This is a genomic window from Rhodanobacter sp. UC4451_H18, assembly GCF_052978225.1.
This window is the reverse complement of record NZ_CM129663.1, coordinates 944,061-960,280: the sequence shown is the minus strand read 5'-3', so window position 1 is coordinate 960,280 and position 16,220 is coordinate 944,061. Positions and strand designations below refer to the sequence as shown.

At 68.6% G+C, this 16,220-nt stretch carries 13 protein-coding genes; 6 read left to right on the top strand and 7 right to left on the bottom strand.

The genetic code is table 11. The features are described 5' to 3' along the window. Positions 1 to 113: 113 nt before the first annotated feature. Entirely contained in the window at positions 114 to 545 is a 432-nt protein-coding gene (locus tag ACVCMG_RS04550) for a hypothetical protein (RefSeq protein WP_395117402.1), read from the bottom strand. A gap of 357 nt (positions 546 to 902) precedes the next feature. On the opposite strand from ACVCMG_RS04550, the gene ACVCMG_RS04545 reads away from it, so the two are divergent. From ACVCMG_RS04545 to ACVCMG_RS04535, 3 genes are all read left to right on the top strand, one after another. Then, a complete protein-coding gene (locus ACVCMG_RS04545; protein WP_395117404.1) occupies positions 903 to 1,454 on the top strand; it encodes a LemA family protein in 552 nt (183 codons plus the stop codon). Next, the gene (locus ACVCMG_RS04540) at positions 1,451 to 3,199 is read left to right on the top strand and encodes a DUF2207 family protein (RefSeq protein ID WP_447114988.1); all 1,749 of its coding nucleotides are present in this window, start codon (positions 1,451 to 1,453) and stop codon (positions 3,197 to 3,199) included. The genes ACVCMG_RS04545 and ACVCMG_RS04540 overlap by 4 nt, the downstream gene beginning before the upstream one ends. Before the next feature lie 268 nt (positions 3,200 to 3,467). Next, entirely contained in the window at positions 3,468 to 4,037 is a 570-nt protein-coding gene (locus ACVCMG_RS04535) for a peroxiredoxin family protein (RefSeq protein ID WP_447114987.1), read from the top strand. Positions 4,038 to 4,077: 40 nt separating this feature from the next. Here the strand turns inward: ACVCMG_RS04535 and ACVCMG_RS04530 are convergent, their stop codons facing one another. Together ACVCMG_RS04530 and ACVCMG_RS04525 are read right to left on the bottom strand one after the other, a co-directional pair. After that, positions 4,078 to 5,307 (bottom strand): MFS transporter, encoded by a 1,230-nt coding sequence (locus ACVCMG_RS04530; protein ID WP_447114986.1) that lies wholly within the window; start codon positions 5,305 to 5,307, stop codon positions 4,078 to 4,080. A 315-nt stretch (positions 5,308 to 5,622) separates the two neighbouring features. Beyond that, positions 5,623 to 7,293 carry a tetratricopeptide repeat protein gene (locus ACVCMG_RS04525; RefSeq protein ID WP_447114985.1) on the bottom strand — a complete coding sequence of 557 codons (1,671 nt, stop codon included), beginning with the start codon at positions 7,291 to 7,293 and terminating at the stop codon, positions 5,623 to 5,625. A 451-nt stretch (positions 7,294 to 7,744) separates the two neighbouring features. Here ACVCMG_RS04525 and ACVCMG_RS04520 point away from each other — a divergent pair, with 451 nt between their 5' ends. Both ACVCMG_RS04520 and ACVCMG_RS04515 read left to right on the top strand, forming a co-directional pair. Next, the gene (locus tag ACVCMG_RS04520; RefSeq protein ID WP_447114984.1) at positions 7,745 to 8,548 is read left to right on the top strand and encodes a hypothetical protein; all 804 of its coding nucleotides are present in this window, start codon (positions 7,745 to 7,747) and stop codon (positions 8,546 to 8,548) included. 112 nt (positions 8,549 to 8,660) lie between these two features. Next, a complete protein-coding gene (locus ACVCMG_RS04515) occupies positions 8,661 to 9,302 on the top strand; it encodes an NAD-dependent dehydratase (RefSeq protein WP_447105860.1) in 642 nt (213 codons plus the stop codon). Between the two features lie 16 nt (positions 9,303 to 9,318). Here ACVCMG_RS04515 and ACVCMG_RS04510 read toward each other — a convergent pair whose 3' ends face one another. Next, positions 9,319 to 10,074, bottom strand: a complete 756-nt coding sequence (locus tag ACVCMG_RS04510; protein WP_447114983.1) for a M90 family metallopeptidase — start codon at positions 10,072 to 10,074, stop codon at positions 9,319 to 9,321. 94 nt (positions 10,075 to 10,168) lie between these two features. Then, positions 10,169 to 13,396: an EAL domain-containing protein gene (locus tag ACVCMG_RS04505; protein WP_447114982.1), complete on the bottom strand. Its 3,228-nt coding sequence runs from the start codon at positions 13,394 to 13,396 to the stop codon at positions 10,169 to 10,171. A 524-nt stretch (positions 13,397 to 13,920) separates the two neighbouring features. Here ACVCMG_RS04505 and ACVCMG_RS04500 point away from each other — a divergent pair. After that, the gene (locus ACVCMG_RS04500; protein WP_447099280.1) at positions 13,921 to 14,415 is read left to right on the top strand and encodes a cupin domain-containing protein; all 495 of its coding nucleotides are present in this window, start codon (positions 13,921 to 13,923) and stop codon (positions 14,413 to 14,415) included. 26 nt (positions 14,416 to 14,441) lie between these two features. Here ACVCMG_RS04500 and ACVCMG_RS04495 read toward each other — a convergent pair whose 3' ends face one another. After that, a complete protein-coding gene (locus ACVCMG_RS04495; protein ID WP_395117426.1) occupies positions 14,442 to 14,990 on the bottom strand; it encodes a hypothetical protein in 549 nt (182 codons plus the stop codon). Between the two features lie 18 nt (positions 14,991 to 15,008). Beyond that, a complete protein-coding gene (locus ACVCMG_RS04490; RefSeq protein ID WP_447114981.1) occupies positions 15,009 to 16,076 on the bottom strand; it encodes a DUF5694 domain-containing protein in 1,068 nt (355 codons plus the stop codon). Positions 16,077 to 16,220 lie beyond the last annotated feature (144 nt).

Sequence of the window (16,220 nt, the reverse complement as noted above, 5' to 3'; positions counted from 1 at the left end):
TGGCGGTGGTTGCCGATACCGGCAGGTGCCGCAGTGGAGAAGGACTTTCGCTGGCGCCGCGTGCCGCTGCCAGCTTGCGGGGGCGGCCTGCGCCTGGCCTATTGCTTGGTGCGTCAGCGAGAGGAAGCGATGAAGCTGTTCGGTGCGTAAAGCACCCAGTCGGCTTCCTCGCCGTTCACCGCCACGTGGGCATTGAACGCGACGCAGCTGTGATCCGGGCAGGGACTGGCGTACGCCATGTTGCCCGGGGCGGGAGCGAGCAGCGCATAGTCATGCCTGGCATTGATCTCGCGGCAGAACTCGGGTGCGCCGCCGATGATCTTGATCACCACCGGGTTTGCATAATATCTGTGGTCCAGCACCTGCAGCTTGAATTCTTCGGAGGTACAAGCCCAGGCGCCAGACTTGAAGCTGACCGAAGTGGCCTGGGCGGGCGGCGCAAGCAGCGCTTCCTGCGCGAGGGTCGGCATCAGGCCGTTCCTCCCGAAATGCCAGAGAAGAATGCCGCCAAACACCACCAGCCCCACCAATGCCCGCTTCAACATCTTTGTCTCCCCCTCGATCCTCCATGGATCGTCGTGACGCAGAATTGCACCGCATTTCAGGGGCGTCAAACCAGGCAAGCGAAACCGGGGCGGAGAAAGTCAGTGCCCTCTGCTCGATGTCCGCGTGCTTCGGCGGCCCCGGACGGCGCAAGCTCACCAGGTGGCCGATGGTCTTTTCCCCCATGGCCTCGATTGACTTCCTCCATCCCGCTTTCGGCGGCAGTTGAACCCGGCGCGTGCTGTCGCCAGAATGGCGCCGGCGGCGCAGGTGGCGGTCGCACAGGGTATGGGGAATGTACCGGTCGGCTGTGCCGTCGGATTGCAGCGCCCGCGAATCGGGCGCGAGGGGACGCTCATTTGATTTTCTACGCAACGGGCCTGCTGCTCGTCGTCGGCGCGGTCTGGCTGTTCAATCGACTGGTGCGGCTGCGCAACCAGGTTCGCAACGCGTGGAGCGATGTCGACGTGCAGTTGCAGCGTCGCCACGATCTGGTGCCCATGCTGGTCGAAGCGGTCAAGGGTTACGCCAGCCATGAGCGGCAGTTGCTGGAACGTGTCGCCGCCGAGCGCAGCGCGGCGATGCGCGGCGGAACCCCGGCGCAGCGGATCGCGCCCGAGATTGCGCTGGGCCAGCAGCTGGTGCGCCTGGTCGCGCTGGGCGAGGTTTACCCGGAGCTCAAGGCCAGCGGCAACTTCAGCCAGCTTTCGGACGAGCTGGTGGAGGTGGAGAACACCTTGCAGCACGCCCGGCGCTTCTACAACGGCTCGGTGCGCGAGTACAACACGGCGCGCGAAACGTTTCCCACCTTGCTGATCGCCGCGCCGCTCGCCTTCAGGCCCGCGGAGTTCTTCGCCGCCGACGCCGATGCCAGGGCCAATGTCCAGGTCAGGCTCGGGGAGCCTGCATGAGGCTTGCCGGCGGTCTCGTGCGGCATCGGATCTCGCGCATGTTGTGCCTCGTTGCCGTGGCGCTTGCCGCCGGCAGTGCGATGGCGCAGGACGCCGGTCAGTCCGGTGTCGAACCCACCACGATGACGCGCGATACGTCGATCTGGGTCAACCACGACTACTCGATCGAGGTCAGCGAGACTACGGAGGTCAACGCGGCGACCCCGTGGGAGTTCCATCGCGACCTGGTTCTTCCGGGCCGCAAGCTCGCACTTCGCGACGTGTTCCTGATGGGGGCGGCCGAGAACGGCGACGGGGTGACGACCGAGGTTGCGCCGCTGGGCGATGGCGTGCGTATCACCGTGCATCCGACACGTCGCGTGGGGATGCAGTTGTTCGAACTCGATTACCGCGTCCTGTACAAGGCGGTCGACGATGGCAAGCTCGTTTGGCCGCTCACCTCGGCCACCGATCGACTGTCGCTGCAGCGTGCGAAATTGGTGGTGAAGCTGCCGCGGGAAACGCCTTCCAGTCAGATCCATGCGCAGTTCCAGCTCGACGGTGCGCCTGTCACGGCAGGGGATCGCCGAGTCACCGGAACCAAAGTCGACCTCGGTTGGCACGATGCCGTCGCGCCGGGGCAGGTGTTGGGCGCGGTGCTCACGTTTCCCGAGGTGGCCGAGGCATCGACCCCCCTTTTGTCGGCGGGGCCGGCCTGGATGTTCAACGGCACCGTGTGGCTGGCGGTGCTGGCGTTGTACTACCTCCTGGCGAAAATTTTCTTCACCGGCGGCGGCGAGGGCAAACCCGTGATCGTGGAGTACGAGCCGCCGACCGGCTGGTCCGCCGGCGCCGTGCGGTTGCTGTGGCGCGGTGCCTGGGATGAAAAATGCTTTGCCACCGGCGTGCTCGGCATCGCCGCCAAGGGTGGGCTCACGCTGGCCCGGCAGGACGATGGCACATGGGTGGCAACGCGAACCGGCGGTGACCTTGCCCCGGCCTTGACGATGGACGAACACCGGCTGCGTTCGGCGTTGTTCGCGTTTGGCCCCACGGCGGAGTTCTCCGAGGCCCATGCCGACAGCACCGGCCTTGCCGAGCTTGCTTTCCGGCGTGCGCTGGAGAATCGCTGCGCGGGCGAACGTCCAGGCGATCCCGCCTGGCTGTTGATCCCCGGCTGGCTGACCGCGCTGACCGGCGCCACGCTGTTGTTCTTCGGCATCGACAGCCGCTTCGTTATCTTGGGCGAGATTGCGGCTCCCAGCCTCGTCGGTGCGCTCGTCGTGGCGATGCTGATGGACGTGGTCCCGCTTGCGCTCCTGCGCGCCACTCGTGCGCAGGTGTACGTCGTGGCCGCGATCGCCGCGATCGGCCTGCTGGGCGGCGGCGATCGGCTGGACTGGCTGGCGGGCGCCGCGCTGCTCGCCGGCCAGGTCGCCGCGGGGTGGTGGTTGCTGCGCCAACCGCCGCGGGAGACGCCGTTGCGGCGCAAGCTGCACGGCTTCCGCTGGTACCTCGGCACCGCCGAACAGCAGGACATGGATGCGCGCTACAAGCCGTCGCTCCATCCCGAACTCCAGGCGAGCCTGCTGCCGTACGCGATGGCGCTGGATGTGGCGGTGACGTGGAACGCCCGCTTCGCGCATTCGCTCGAAGAGGCGGGAGGGCAAGAGGATTTTATTGCCAGCCTGAATCCCGACCATGACGACGCCGCGCTGGAACTGCTGGCTTTTGCACAGGCGATGGCGCGTCGCATCCCGAAATGAAGGGCGCATGCGATGGAAACGCGGCGGCCGGTCGCTGGACAGGCCCGGGAGGCTAGGGCGAAAGCTTGCGGCAAGTCACGGGCCAGCCTGCGTCCCGTAGCCATCCCGCCGGAAACACGACAGCGCGCCGATTCGCGGATGCCCGCACCCCGGACGACTGTCGAGTCCGGTGCGCCGCCAGTGAAGCAGGGAAGATGTACGCTGCGTGGTTGAAGTGATGCCCGCGGCAGCTGGCGCCGCGGGTCGTGCAGCAGGGATGGAGATTGCGATGACGTCCGCAGCAGCCCCCGAGTGGCGCACCAGCGCCTGGTTGAACACGCCCGAGCCATTGACCCTCGGCCATTTTCGCGGGCGGGTGGTGCTGCTGCACGCGTTCCAGATGCTCTGTCCGGGTTGCGTGGCGCATGGCATTCCGCAGGCGCAGCGCGTGGCCAAGCTGTTCGAGGGCGCGCCGCTGGCGGTGGTCGGCTTGCACACGGTGTTCGAGCACCACGCGGCGATGGGGCCGGAGTCGTTGCGCGCGTTCCTGTACGAATACCGCATCGCGTTTCCGGTCGGCATCGATGCGCCCGGCCCGGCCGGCGATCCGATTCCGTGCACCATGCGCGCGTATGCCATGCAGGGCACGCCGACCACGATCCTGATCGACGCGCAGGGACGGCTGCGTCGCCAGGTGTTCGGCCAGCACGATGACCTGCTGCTCGGCGCGGAGATCGGCACGTTGCTGGCAGAGCTGGAGCAGTCGCGCCCGCAGATGGCAGACGCGGCGCCCGCGGCAGAGGCTTGCAGCGAAGATCGCTGCGGGATCACGGCGGGTGCGCGGCAGCCGCCGTCGTAGCGGCGCCTGGCACGGCAGAAGAATGATGAGGAAGCGCGGACTAGGCTGATCGCTCCGGCGCATCGGGACGCAGATCCATCGCGCCCGGTGTGGTGTGCACCAGCGGCACGAAGTTGTCGTCCGGCGTCACTTCGCGCTTGCGGCGCATGAAGCGGTACAGCGCGTAGCCGGCCAGCAGGCTGTCGAGCACCGCGAACCAGCCGAACAGGAGCGTCGGCCGCGTCAGGCTCATCAGCGTGCCCGCCAGCAGCGGCCCCACCGCCGAGCCGATGCCGTTGACCAGCAGCACCGTGCTCGATCCGGACAGCAGCTCGTCGCGGCGCAGATAGTCCACCAGGTGCGCCACCGCGATCGGGTACACCGCGAAGCTCATGCCGCCGAAGGCGAATACCAGCAGCATGGCGATGGTGTGGCCGGCATTCGGCAACACCAGGTTGGCCAGCGCCGCCAATGACGCGGTGGCGCTGATCAACGCCAGCGCCAGGCGCCGGTCGATGCGGTCGGACAACCGTCCCAGCGGCAGTTGCAGCACCACGCCACCGGCGATCGCCACGCTCATGTAGGTGCCGACTTCGGCCGCGCCGAGACCGCGCGCGGCCGCATACAACGGCAGCAGGCCCCAGAACGCGCCCAGCACCATGCCCGAGATCAGTGCGCTGACCAGCGCGGTCGGCACCAGCCGGAACATGCGCCCGACCTGGACGCGCGGCGCGGCATGGATGGACGGCTGCGGCTGCGGGGTCATCACCACCGGCAGGTTCGCCGCGCAGACCAGGATCGCCACCACGCAGAACAACACGAAGCCCTCGCCGCCGATGTGCAGGAACTGCTGCGCGATCGCGCTGGCACCCAGGTTCAGCATCATGTAGACGGCGAACACCGAACTGCGATGCTTCGGATCGGCGGCGGTGTTCAGCCAGCTCTCGATGATCGCGTACAGGCCCACCAGCAGCAGCCCCTGCAACACGCGCAGCACCAGCCATGCCGCGTAGGCCGAGGTCAGTGCCTGCACCAGCACCACCACCGCCAGCAGCGAGGTGCAGAAGGCGAAGGTGCGGATATGGCCGAAGCGATGCGTCAGCCGGGGCACGGTGTAGGTGCCGACCAGGAAACCGGTGTAATAGGCCGAGGTCAGCACGCCGATCATCGCCACGGAGAAGCCCAGCACCTCGCCCTGCAACGCGATATGCGTGTGCAGCAGGCCGACGCCCATCAACAGGAACACGGTGCTCGACAACAGCGGTGCGGTGGTGCGGATGCTGCTCAACATGCGAAAGACCCGGGGATGGCACGCGCCGCGCGACCGGCGAAGCCGGTGCGGCTTCGGCAGGGTAACCGGACGGGAAAGCGTTTGTCGCCGCCCGGCAGTGTGCGGGCCATGGCGTACGCACGGCGAAGCGTGGCCCGGAACAATCGACACGACGGCGTTGAACGCGTTGCGCCGCCCCGGTCCCGTCGACTTCCCAACCCCAGGAGCGGGCTCCTGCGAGGGCGTGGAATTCCGGGGGCCGTGGCGCCGACGACGACGGCCGCGCACCTTGGCCGGAATGACGGCACGATGAGACGGCGAGGGGTCTCTTCGCTATCAGTATCGTGCCGTCGTCAGCGGCGCATCGGCCCACTGCCATGCGGTCGCCTGCAGCTTCGAGGTTTCGCGCGCGGCGTCGACCTGACCGAGCTTTTGCTGGGCCTGCGCCAGGCCGAACAGCGACCAGCCGTTGAGCGGGTAGGTTTTCAGGTCCTGGTTGAATGCTTCCGCCGCGCCCGCGGCATCGCCGGTTTCGAGCAGCGCGGCACCGAGGTAGGGGCGGACCGGGAGCGGCCAGTCGGCCGGTTCGTTGTAGGCCAGCGCATCCTCGGCGGCTGCCGCTTCGTGCAGCGCGGCGATGGCCTGCGCGTGCTTGCCTTGTGCGCGCAGCAGTTCCCCGCGCAGCAGGGCGTCGGCCACGCGCAGCACGCCATCGGCGTGGTTGATGTCGAAGAAGCTTACTTTCGCCATTGCCGGATCGACGGCGATCGCATGCAGGGCGTCGGCTTCGCGAGCGGCTTCGATCAGGGTGCCCTTGCGCGCGTGTGCCATGCCGCGGGCGAAGTGACGGATCGCCGCGGGGTATGGCAGTTCCGGTGACGCGGCGGTGTCGGCAAGAATCGCGTCCCAGTCGCCGAAGCGGACTTGCGTGAGCAGAGGCGTGACCACGAATTGCTGCATGAACTCCATTGGCGCCGCGCCCATTGCGGCACGGTCGGCGCGCCGGGCAGTCTGCTCGGCCGCCTGCAGCGCCAGCGTGCGCGAGCCGGTCAGGCCTGTCGTCATCGTGGCGAAGTGCCAGTTGTGCGGCACGTAGCCCAGCGGATAGACGCCGTTGCTGCCGCGGCACATCGCCAGGAAATCCTTGTCGGCGGTGGTGGCGGCGAGGTTGGTCAGGGTCGCGTCGTGGTAGCGGCCGACGCGGATGTAGGTGTGCGCGGGCATGTGCACCAGGTGGCCCGAACCGGGCGCCAGCGCGGCCAGCGCGTCGGCGTGGGGTTCGGCGCGCTGTGGCTCGGGCGAGGATTCGGTGGCGTGGATGTAGTAATGCATCGCACCGATGTGGCGCGGGTTGCGCGCCAGCACGCGTTCCAGTTCGCCGAGCAGGCGCGGGGTGAACCGGGCCGGAGTGCCGTCCTTTTCCCAGTACGCCCAGGGCGAGAGATCCATCAACGCCTCCGCGTACAGGGTGGCGGCATCGTCGTCCTCGGGGAATTGCGCGACCACGCGCGCCATCGCTTCGGCATAGGCGCGGTCCAGCGGTGCGCGATCTTCCGGCGCCGGGTCGGCATAACGCAGTTGCAGTGCCTGGATCAGCGCGCGATCGACCGGACGTGCGGTGGCGGCCAGGCTGGCCGCGCGCGCGGCGAGGGCGGTGGCGTCCTTCGCGTGGGCTGGGTCCATCGGCAGGTTGATGTTCGGCCCCAGCACCAGCGCCTGGCCCCAGACGCACATCGCGCATTGCGGGTCCAGTCGCGCCGCCTCGGCGAAGTTGCGCCCGGCCGCCTCGTGGTTGAAGCCGTACGCCATGCGCAGGCCCTGGTCGAAATGGCGTTGCGCCAGGGGCACCGGGGTGGCCACGTCGTGGTGCAGGTCGCCGAAGGTATCGAACAGCGGCGGCGCAGCGGTTTCGGGCGCGGATGCGGCGTCGCCGGCCGCCCTCGGCGCGGGATTGCAGCCCGCCAGCAGGACTGCCAGCAGCGGCAGGAACAAGCATCGACGGATCATCGTGATTCTCCCATGGTCGGTTCGGAAACAGGGGGGAAGCAGCGGACAGAGTAGCCGAGGTTTGCGGAAATGGATGCCCGATTTTCTCAGGCCACGCACGGGCCGGTTCACTGCCCCTGCGGCCGATTGGACGTCCATCCATACCTTCCACGTTCACATTGTCCCTGACAGCTTTGGCTCTCCGGCCGGCTGTTGCGGTCCCATCCGGGAAAGCTCACCATGCGCGACGTGCACGAGTGCCTTGTCGTACTCGACCGCATGAGTGTGCGATGGGGTAGTGAGGGGAAGTACCAGTTTTGGGGCAGGCACGAACGCCGCCGTTTGCCTGGATGTCCGCCTGGGACACCGGCGCCTGTGCCATTGGACTCACCTGTGCTCTCGGCACCGCGACCCACTCGGTGACCGAGCCCGGTTGAGCCATCCGTTGTGGAAAGAACCAATCGGGGATGCCATGACCACGAATCACGCGCAGGCGCTTGACCTACCCACCAGTCCGAACCTCATGGCGGCCGTCGACCGCTGGATCTGGGTCTTCATGGCGGCGTTCTTCATCGCCATCACGCTGACCGGATTCGTGCCGGACTCGCTGCAGAAAGTCGCCATGGTCCGGGCCGGGGCAAGGCCGCCGTTCCCGCCGGTACTGCATGTGCATGCCGTGTTGATGGGCTCGTTTCTGGTCCTGCTGCTCGTCCAGTCCTGGCTGATGGCGACCGGCCGGCGCCAGCGGCACATGCTGCTGGGGCGCCTGGCTTTCGTGCTGGTCCCGGCCATCATCGTCACCGGTTTCCTCCTGGTCCCGACGATTTACCGACAGGTCTGGAACGGGGCGCACGTCGCGCCGTCGCCGGTGCGTGAACAGCTCCAGCAGACGCTCCTTTTCCTCGACAACATCGCCTTGCTGCAGCTGCAGGCCGGCATCCTGTTTGCCGCTTTCATCTGGCTCGCCTTGCGTGTGCGACGCACCGATCCGGACTTCCACAAGCGAATGATGTTCCTGGCCACAGCCTTGCCGCTGCAGGCGGCGATCGATCGCATCGGCTGGTTGCCGCCGATCCATCCCGGTCCGTTCTCGACCGACCTCTACACGCTGCTTGCGGTGTCGCCGCTGTTCCTGTGGGACGTGGTCAGGCAGCGCCCGGTGCAGCGGGTCTATCTGGTCTGGCTGGGCCTGTTCCTGCCGGTGGCTGTTGCCGTCAACCTGTTGTGGGACATGCCGGGCTGGCACGCGCTGGTGCCGAAGGTGCTGGCGCCCTGACGGAGGCCGGCGCGGTCGCGACGCATCGCGCGGGTAACATCTGAAGCGCGGGACGCTCGACGCGTGGTCCGCCGAGTCGTCCATTGCGTTTTCCCGTCATCCGGAGGCATGCATGTCGCGAGTGTTGCTGTGCGGTGCCACCGGCCTGGTCGGGCGCGAGGTGCTGCGGATGGCGCTGGATGATGCCGCCGTCACCCGGGTGGTGGCGCCGACGCGGCGGCCGCTGCCGGCGCATCCCAAACTGGTGAACCCCGTGGTCGACTTCGAGCAGCTGCCGGCCGATGCCGCGTGGTGGCAGGCCGATGCGGCGATCTGCACGTTGGGTACCACGCTGCGCGATGCCGGCTCGCCTGCGGCGTTCCGGCGGGTGGATTTCGATTACGTGCTGGCGTTTGCGCGACTGGCGCGGGCCGGTGGCGCGCAGGCCTTCGCGCTGACCTCGTCATGGGGTGCCGACGCGGCATCGCGCTACTTCTACCTGCGCATCAAGGGCGAGGTGGAGCAGGCGGTGCAGGCACTGGGTTATCCCTCGCTGACCGTGCTGCGGCCCTCGCTGATCGGCGGCGAGCGCGAGCGGCGGCGGCTGCGCGAGCAGCTCGGCATGCGTGTGCTGCAGGCGCTGGCGCCGATCGTGCCGCGACGCTGGCGCATCGTCCCGGCGCCGCGAATCGCGCAGGCATTGCTGCAGTCGGCGCTGGCGATGACCCCCGGCTGCGCGGTGATTTCCCCGGAGCAGTTGCTGTCGCCGGCATGAAGCGGCGGGCGCCGGCCTACAGCGGATGCTGGCGATAGAACAGCTCGAGTTGCCGGTAGACCTCCGGCAAGTGCTCGCGCAGGTTGGCCGGAGCCTCGAAAAACTGCTCGCTGCACACGGCGAAGAACTCGGCCGGGTTTTCCAGCGCGTACGCGTCGATCGGCAGCTCGTCGCCGTTGTTGCGTGCCTGCTTGAGGCGATGCCATGCGTCGGAGAACACCTGCGACCACCGCCTGGCATCCATGCGCCGGTGCAGTGGCGGGAAGCCGTTCGCCTCGCCGTTGAGCATGTCGAGCTTGTGCGCCATCTCGTGGATGACCACGTTGTGGCCGGGCTTCTTTCCGCTGTCCAGCACTTCCGCCCACGACAGGATGACCGGACCACGGCCCCACGCCTCGCCGGCCAGCAGGCTGTGGCCCTGGTGGACCACGCCGGCGGCGTCCACGTGCTGGCGCTGCGGCATGAATGCATCCGGGTAGACGATGATGCTGTGCCAGCCGTCGTACCAGTCCATGCCCAGTTTCAGGATGGGCATGCAGGCATGCGCCGCCAGCAACACGCGGTCGACGTCGCCCAGCGGCAAGCCTTCCACCGGCTCCAGCGATTTGCGTTCGAGGAACAGCGTGGCCAGCACGCGCAGCGCAGCCTGGTCCGACGCGCCCAGCCGGCGCGCTGCGGTGCAGCGTTGCAGCGCCTCGCGCCAGAGCGCTTCGGCGATCGGGTGCCGGGTGACGGTGCGCCGTGCGCGCCAGTTGCGGAAGATGTCGAACATGGCCACATGCTGGAGGGGGAGCTCCGGAACATCTGGGCCGTCGCGCCGTTACTCAAGCGGGCGGGCGATGCATAAGCACGGGCGGTGCGGCGATTCAGACCGGCGCGGGGTGCGCTTCCAGCGTGGCCTCGAACTCCGCCGGCGGCAGCGGGTGGCCGATCAGGTAACCCTGGAACACGTCGCAGCCCTGGGTCAGCAGGAACTGCCGTTGCGCGATGGTTTCCACGCCTTCGGCGATCACTTCCAGGCCCAGGCCGCGGCCCATGCCGATGATGGTCTGCGCCACCATCGCGCCGTTGGCGTCCTCCGGCAGGCAGGCAACGAAGGACTGGTCGATCTTCAGCTGGTCCAGCGGCAGGCGCGAGAGATAGGTCAGCGAGGAATAGCCGGTGCCGAAGTCGTCCAGCGAGATGCGGATGCCTTGCGCACGTAGCGCGGTGAGCTTGACCGCCGCCTCGGCGAGGTCGTCCATGATGGTGGTTTCGGTGATTTCCAGTTTCAGCCGCGACGGATCGGCACCGGTGGCCGCCAGCGCCTGGCACACGCCGTCCACGAAGTGCGGCTGGGCGAACTGCCGCGCGCTGACGTTGATCGCCAGGGTCAGCGACTGCGTGGCCGGCCGGCTCGACCAGGCCACCAGCAACTCGCAGGCGCGCTGCAGCACCCAGTCGCCCAGCGGCAGGATCAGCCCGCTCTCCTCGGCCACCGGGATGAACACGGTGGGCGACACCGCCACGCCGCGGCGCGTCCAGCGCAGCAGCGCTTCGGCGCCGAGCACGCGGCCGTAGCGGTCGACCTGCGCCTGGAGGTTCAGTGCCATCGCGCCTTGGGCGATCGCGTCGCGCAGGTCGTGCACGAGGCCGTCGCGCTGCGCCAGTTCGGCCAGCATCTCCGGCTCGAAGCGGCATACCTGGTCGCGGCCGGCCGCCTTGGCGCTGTACATCGCCAGCTCCGCCTCGCGCAGCGCCGATTCGGGCGTGTCGTGGCCGGCCGCCAACTCGGACCAGCCGATGCTGGCGGTGATCGTCACCGGCGCGTCGCTGGCCAGCCGGAACGGCTCGTGCAGCGCCTCGCGCACGCACTCGGCGCACTCGCGGGCGCGCTGCGCGCGTTCGCTGCGGTTGCTCCGCTCGCACGGCAGGGCGAGCGCGAACGTGCCGCCGCCCAATCGCGCCAGTACGCAGCCGTCTTCCAGCAGCCGGCGCAGGCGCTGCGCGATCAGGGTCAGCAGGTGATCGCCGGCGGCGTGGCCGCGCAGATCGTTGACGCGCTTGAAGTGGTCCAGGTCGACCAGCAGCAGCAGCGCGCGAAAACCTTCGGCCTGACCCAGCAGGTGCTTGAGGTGGTTGCGCAGGAAATGCCGGTTCGGCAGATCGGTGAGCGGGTCGAAGAAGGTCATGTGGTCGACGCTGGCGTGGGCCTCGCGCTCGCTGGTCAGGTCGACCATGGTGCAGACGCGGTGGGTGACCTGGCCTTGCGCGTCGGCGACTGCCGAAGTGGCCGCGCGCACCACCCGCGGCTGGCCGTGCTTGACCTGGATCCAGCGCTCCTCCTGCCAGAAGCCGTCGGGGCCGAGCTGCTCGTGGTGCTCGTGCGCCGGCGCGTTGTCGTCGCGGCGCGCCCAGACCTGCGACGAGGGCTGCCCCCGCACCTCGTCCAGGCGATAGCCGGTGAGCCGGGTGAACGCCTGGTTGACGCGCTGGATGGTGCCGTGGGCGTCGGTCACCATCAGCGCCTCCTGGGTCTGGAAGGCCACCGCGGCCAGACGCAGTTCGCTGTCGGCGCGTTTGCGCTCGGTGATGTCCTGCGCGTAGAGGATCGCGTAGAGCGCCGCGCCGTCCTCGTCGTGGATCACCGAGCAGTCCAGTTTCGCGGGAAAGCGACGCCCGTCGCGGGTGATCTGTTCGGTTTCCCAGACCAGGTGCGCGAGGCGGTCGGCCTGCGCCCATTGTTCGTGCTGGCGGGCAAGGACGTCGGGCGGGAACAGTGCGTCGACAGGCGTGCCGACCATTTCCTCGGGCGCGTAGCCGCGCTCGCTGGCGAACACCGGGTTGACCGCGGTCAGCAACCGCGTGCGCGAGTCGCAGATGGCCACGCCGAAGGCGGCGTTCTGGAACGCGTGCGCCCACAATCGCAGTTGCGCCTCGCTGTGCAGGCGCCGGGTGACGTCGCGCGCCACGGTGAGCACGCCGTGGATCGCGCCGGTGGGATCGTGCAGCGGCACCTTGCTCAGTTCCAGTTGCCGGCTGTCGCCGTCCGGTGCCTCGTACGGCACGATCGCATTGCTCGGCTGTCCGTTCGACAGCACGCCCTGGCTCATCGAGCGCGATGCGGCGGCGAAGCGCGTGTTGCGCTCGTCGAAGGCGTCGAACGTCGTGCGGCCGAGCAGCGATTCGCTCGTGCGCCCGAACAGGCTGCAGGCGCGGTCGTTGCAATCGGTGAGCACGCCCTTGCCGTCGCTGACCCACATCGCGTCCGGGCTGGCGTCGAACAGGGCGCGCAGGTTGCGCTTCTGCGCGCGCAGCTCGCGGGTACGCACGGCCACCGTGCGGCGCAGCGACCATACCCACAAGGCCAGCAACACGGCCAGCGCCAGTCCCACGATCAGCGCGATGCGCGCCGTCCGCGCGAAAGGTTGCGACATGGCGGGACGATCCAGCCAGCGCTCACGCAGGGCGGCGCGTTCGGCCGGCGTGATCATCGCCATGCCGCGCTCCACCGTCTGCAGCATCGCGCTGTTGCCCGCGCGCACGGCGCGGCGGGGCTGGCCGGTATAGAGGATGTAGGCGAGGTAGAACTTGTCCAGCGCGGCGTAGCGGTAGAGGTAGTAGTTGGCCGGGTTGGTGTCCATGCAGAACACGCCGATGTTGCCGCCGACCGCAGCCTGGATGATCTCCTTGTAATTGGTGTATTCGTGCAGGTCGGTGATGCCTTGCCTTCGCATGTGTTCGGCGCAGGCGTCGCCGCGCTCCACCGCCACGGGAAAGCCGCGCAGGCCGGTGCTGTCGGTGATGCCGCGGATGCTGCGCGCCACGTAGATGCCCACGGCCTGCTTCGCGTACGGTGCGGAGAACTCGTACAGGGGCACGCGCTCCGGCGTGAGGTAGATCATGTCGATCACGTCGGCCTTGCCGGCCAGCAACTCCTTCTGCGCTTCGCTCCAGGCCATCGGCTCCAGCTCCACCTGGATGCCGGTGCGCTGCTGGAACAGCCGCCACATGTCGACTTCGTAGCCCTGCGGCTTGCCATTGCCGTCGAGGAACAGGAAGGGCGGGTAGTTGTTGTCGGTGACCACGCGGATGCGCGCGGGGGTGGGCGACATGGCGGCGGACGTCGAGGCGCTCGGCGGCGGCGACGCGGCCACTGCCGCAAATGCCGCGGCCAGGCCACAGAACGCTCCTCCGATGCATGCCGTGCGCCATCGCTTCATGCAGATGCCTCTTGCGGTCGCGGTCCCCGTTGCGAAGTTCAACCATACCCCAATCGGCGCGGTCCGGCGCAGGCCGGCCCGGTTCGCCGCGGGGCATCTCTGCCTTGTAGCGGCGTCGCCGGGAATCTCTTGAACATGGCGCGCATGCCGTGCGCGTGAGCCGGCGGCTGTTCCGGCCTGGCGCCGAGGCCAGCCGGCTGGTGCCGAACCCGGCGGTGCGCCGCCGGGCCGCGGTCATCCGCCGCCGCATCGCCGGCAAGGGCCATCTGCTCGACGACTCCCCCGCAGCTTTGTTTCAAGGCGTACCTGCATGCCGAGAGTGCGGCGACGGTGCCACGCCGCGAAACGCTGTCGCAATTTGCGGCGCGACGGTGTTCTTCCGTGAGGACAGCTTCTGTCGAACGGAGGATGCACCCATGAACACGACATGCGCGATCGCCTTGCTGGCGCTTTCACTGGAACTGGCCCCGACCCCCGCCGCGGCCGCGCCGCCTGCTGTTGCCGCCGTGCAGCTCGCGCCCGGCGACCTGAAATGGATGCCGGCGCCGCCGGTGCTGCCCAAGGGTGTGCAACTGGCGGTGCTGAGCGGCAATCCGTTCGCGGAAGGGTTCACCACCCTGCGCCTGAAGATCCCGCCGCACACCGTACTCGCGCCGCACTGGCACCCGACCGCGGAGGGTTTCACCGTGCTGCAGGGAACCTTCCACATCGGCATGGGCGACCAGGTGGACAAGGCCGCGGCCAAGGCGCTGCCGGCGATGAGCTACGCGTCGCTGCCGGCGATGCATCACCACTACGCCTATACCGCGGACGAGGGCGTGGTCATCGACCTGAGTTTCTACGGGCCGTTCCAGATCCACTACGTGCATCCGGCCGACGATCCGTCGCGGGTGGCCGCGACGAAGCCCTGACGGCGGATCGTGCGGCGTCCTAGGTCCTAGATGCCTGCGTGGTACGGTCGGCCGGCCACGCAGTTGTCTACTTCCTGCTGGCTGATGTGCGCGTAGGGCCGCAGGTTCACCACCGCTTGCACCATCCGGTCCTGGCGCTGCACCACGTCAGCCAACGCAGCGCAGAATTCGGGGGAGTGGGACAGAGCGAGGCCTTGCTGCTCCAGTTTGTTCTCCATCTTGTCCAGGCGGCCGGTCATCATCGCGAACACGGTCCTGGCCATGACGTGCCGGGTCATGTGCGCGGCCTTGTCCAGCGAGAGATCCACCAGCGCGATCACCGCCTCGCGGTAGCGCAGCGCCTCGGCCTTCTGCGCAGCGGAGAGCGCCAGCGGATCGTTGCCGATCTTCACCGCGCCGGAGGCGTCGATGCTGGCGTCGGGATGGCCCTTGGCGTTCATGCCCAGCGGCTCGCGATGCACCTCGGCACGCGCCGATTCGATCTCGCGCGTGGCCACGCCCGAGCAGCCCGTGCCAAGCATGGCCACGAGGATGAGGAGGGCGCCAGCCAGGCGCGGTCGATTTGCCTGAAACATGCGGGATTCCCGGGGCGGTTACTGCAGCACTTTTTCCGCGTCGACGATGGCCACGCCCTGCATCTGGCCCAGCAGGCTGTCGAACCACGGCTTGTGGGTGGCGCCGACGATGCACAGCACGCGGGCACCGGGACGTTCGCGAAATGCCGCGCGCACGTTGGCCACCATGCGCAGGTTGCGCGTCTCCCAGCCGGCGACGTAGATGCGCGCCAGGTGGCCGGGCGACTCATCGCGCATCGCCGCGCCCATGTCGGCGTCGATCTGCCTGCGCAGGACCTCGGGCCGGTTGATGAAGCGGTACAGCGCGAGCATGTCGCCGCGACCGGTGAGCGTTTCCTGTTGTCTGCGATCGGCCGCCACTTCGCCCGCGCTGGCGGCCCAGGCATTGCGGATCGCGTTGGCGTAGGCGGGCACGTCGGGCACGTCCACGTTGTCGCCGGAGTGGTCGTCGACCGGATACACGCGTTGCAGGCCCAGCCGTGCGGCGAGGCGCGCGGCGATCTGCAGGTCCTCGCCGTTTCGCGTCTGCAGTTCGCGCAGGCGGGTAGCCAGCGCATCGTCCAGGCCATCACCGGCGTGTCGTTCGGCCTGTGGCAACTGCAGCCACTGGGTCAGCGCCGAGGCATCGTCGCCGCTGGCGAGAAACAGCGCGGCCAGGTGCCGGCGCTGCGCCGCGTGCGGCCGTGCCGGCCAGTGTGCGAGCGACTCCTTCACCGCGGCCACCGCAGCGGGAACGTCCAGGCCGGTGGCTTTCTTCGCCGCCGTGGTGTCGCTGCAATAAGTGGCGACGTCCTGCGCCGCGTAGAGCGCCGGGTTGCGCTTCATCATCGCGCAGCTTTCGCCGGGGATCGCCTCGACGGTGATGATGTCGGGCCTGAACTTGGCCAGCTTCGCCAGCACCGGCTGCAAGGTATCGGCCTTGAACCCGTCGGGCATCTGCGACAGGTGCACGCTGCCCAGCACCAGCACCTGCGACGACGGACCGGCCATGCCCTGGTCCAGCCCGGACAGGTCGACCTGCGCCAGCGCCGTGCCCGACCACAGCAGCGCCGCCAGCAGGCCACAGCTCGTCCATCGATTCGTCATGCGTCGCTCCGTGGCGGCAGGTGTGGGGAAGTATTGGCGCTGGGCCCGACCTCGCCGGCCATTGCATCCGCGCGACCGCGCGCCGCCGTCACGCCATGGTGCGGGCATGCACCGACACGGGCACGTGCGAAAAGTCACGAGGGA

Excerpts from the sequence above, each read along its gene's own strand:
- ACVCMG_RS04530 (WP_447114986.1), bottom strand. The coding sequence starts at position 5,307 with ATGTTGAGCAGCATCCGCACCACCGCACCGCTGTTGTCGAGCACCGTG.
- ACVCMG_RS04510 (WP_447114983.1), bottom strand. The coding sequence starts at position 10,074 with ATGTTCGACATCTTCCGCAACTGGCGCGCACGGCGCACCGTCACCCGG.
- ACVCMG_RS04495 (WP_395117426.1), bottom strand. The coding sequence starts at position 14,990 with ATGTTTCAGGCAAATCGACCGCGCCTGGCTGGCGCCCTCCTCATCCTC.
- ACVCMG_RS04525 (WP_447114985.1), bottom strand. The coding sequence starts at position 7,293 with ATGATCCGTCGATGCTTGTTCCTGCCGCTGCTGGCAGTCCTGCTGGCG.
- ACVCMG_RS04515 (WP_447105860.1), top strand. The coding sequence starts at position 8,661 with ATGTCGCGAGTGTTGCTGTGCGGTGCCACCGGCCTGGTCGGGCGCGAG.
- ACVCMG_RS04500 (WP_447099280.1), top strand. The coding sequence starts at position 13,921 with ATGAACACGACATGCGCGATCGCCTTGCTGGCGCTTTCACTGGAACTG.
- ACVCMG_RS04490 (WP_447114981.1), bottom strand. The coding sequence starts at position 16,076 with ATGACGAATCGATGGACGAGCTGTGGCCTGCTGGCGGCGCTGCTGTGG.
- ACVCMG_RS04520 (WP_447114984.1), top strand. The coding sequence starts at position 7,745 with ATGACCACGAATCACGCGCAGGCGCTTGACCTACCCACCAGTCCGAAC.
- ACVCMG_RS04550 (WP_395117402.1), bottom strand. The coding sequence starts at position 545 with ATGTTGAAGCGGGCATTGGTGGGGCTGGTGGTGTTTGGCGGCATTCTT.
- ACVCMG_RS04535 (WP_447114987.1), top strand. The coding sequence starts at position 3,468 with ATGACGTCCGCAGCAGCCCCCGAGTGGCGCACCAGCGCCTGGTTGAAC.
- ACVCMG_RS04540 (WP_447114988.1), top strand. The coding sequence starts at position 1,451 with ATGAGGCTTGCCGGCGGTCTCGTGCGGCATCGGATCTCGCGCATGTTG.
- ACVCMG_RS04505 (WP_447114982.1), bottom strand. The coding sequence starts at position 13,396 with ATGTCGCCCACCCCCGCGCGCATCCGCGTGGTCACCGACAACAACTAC.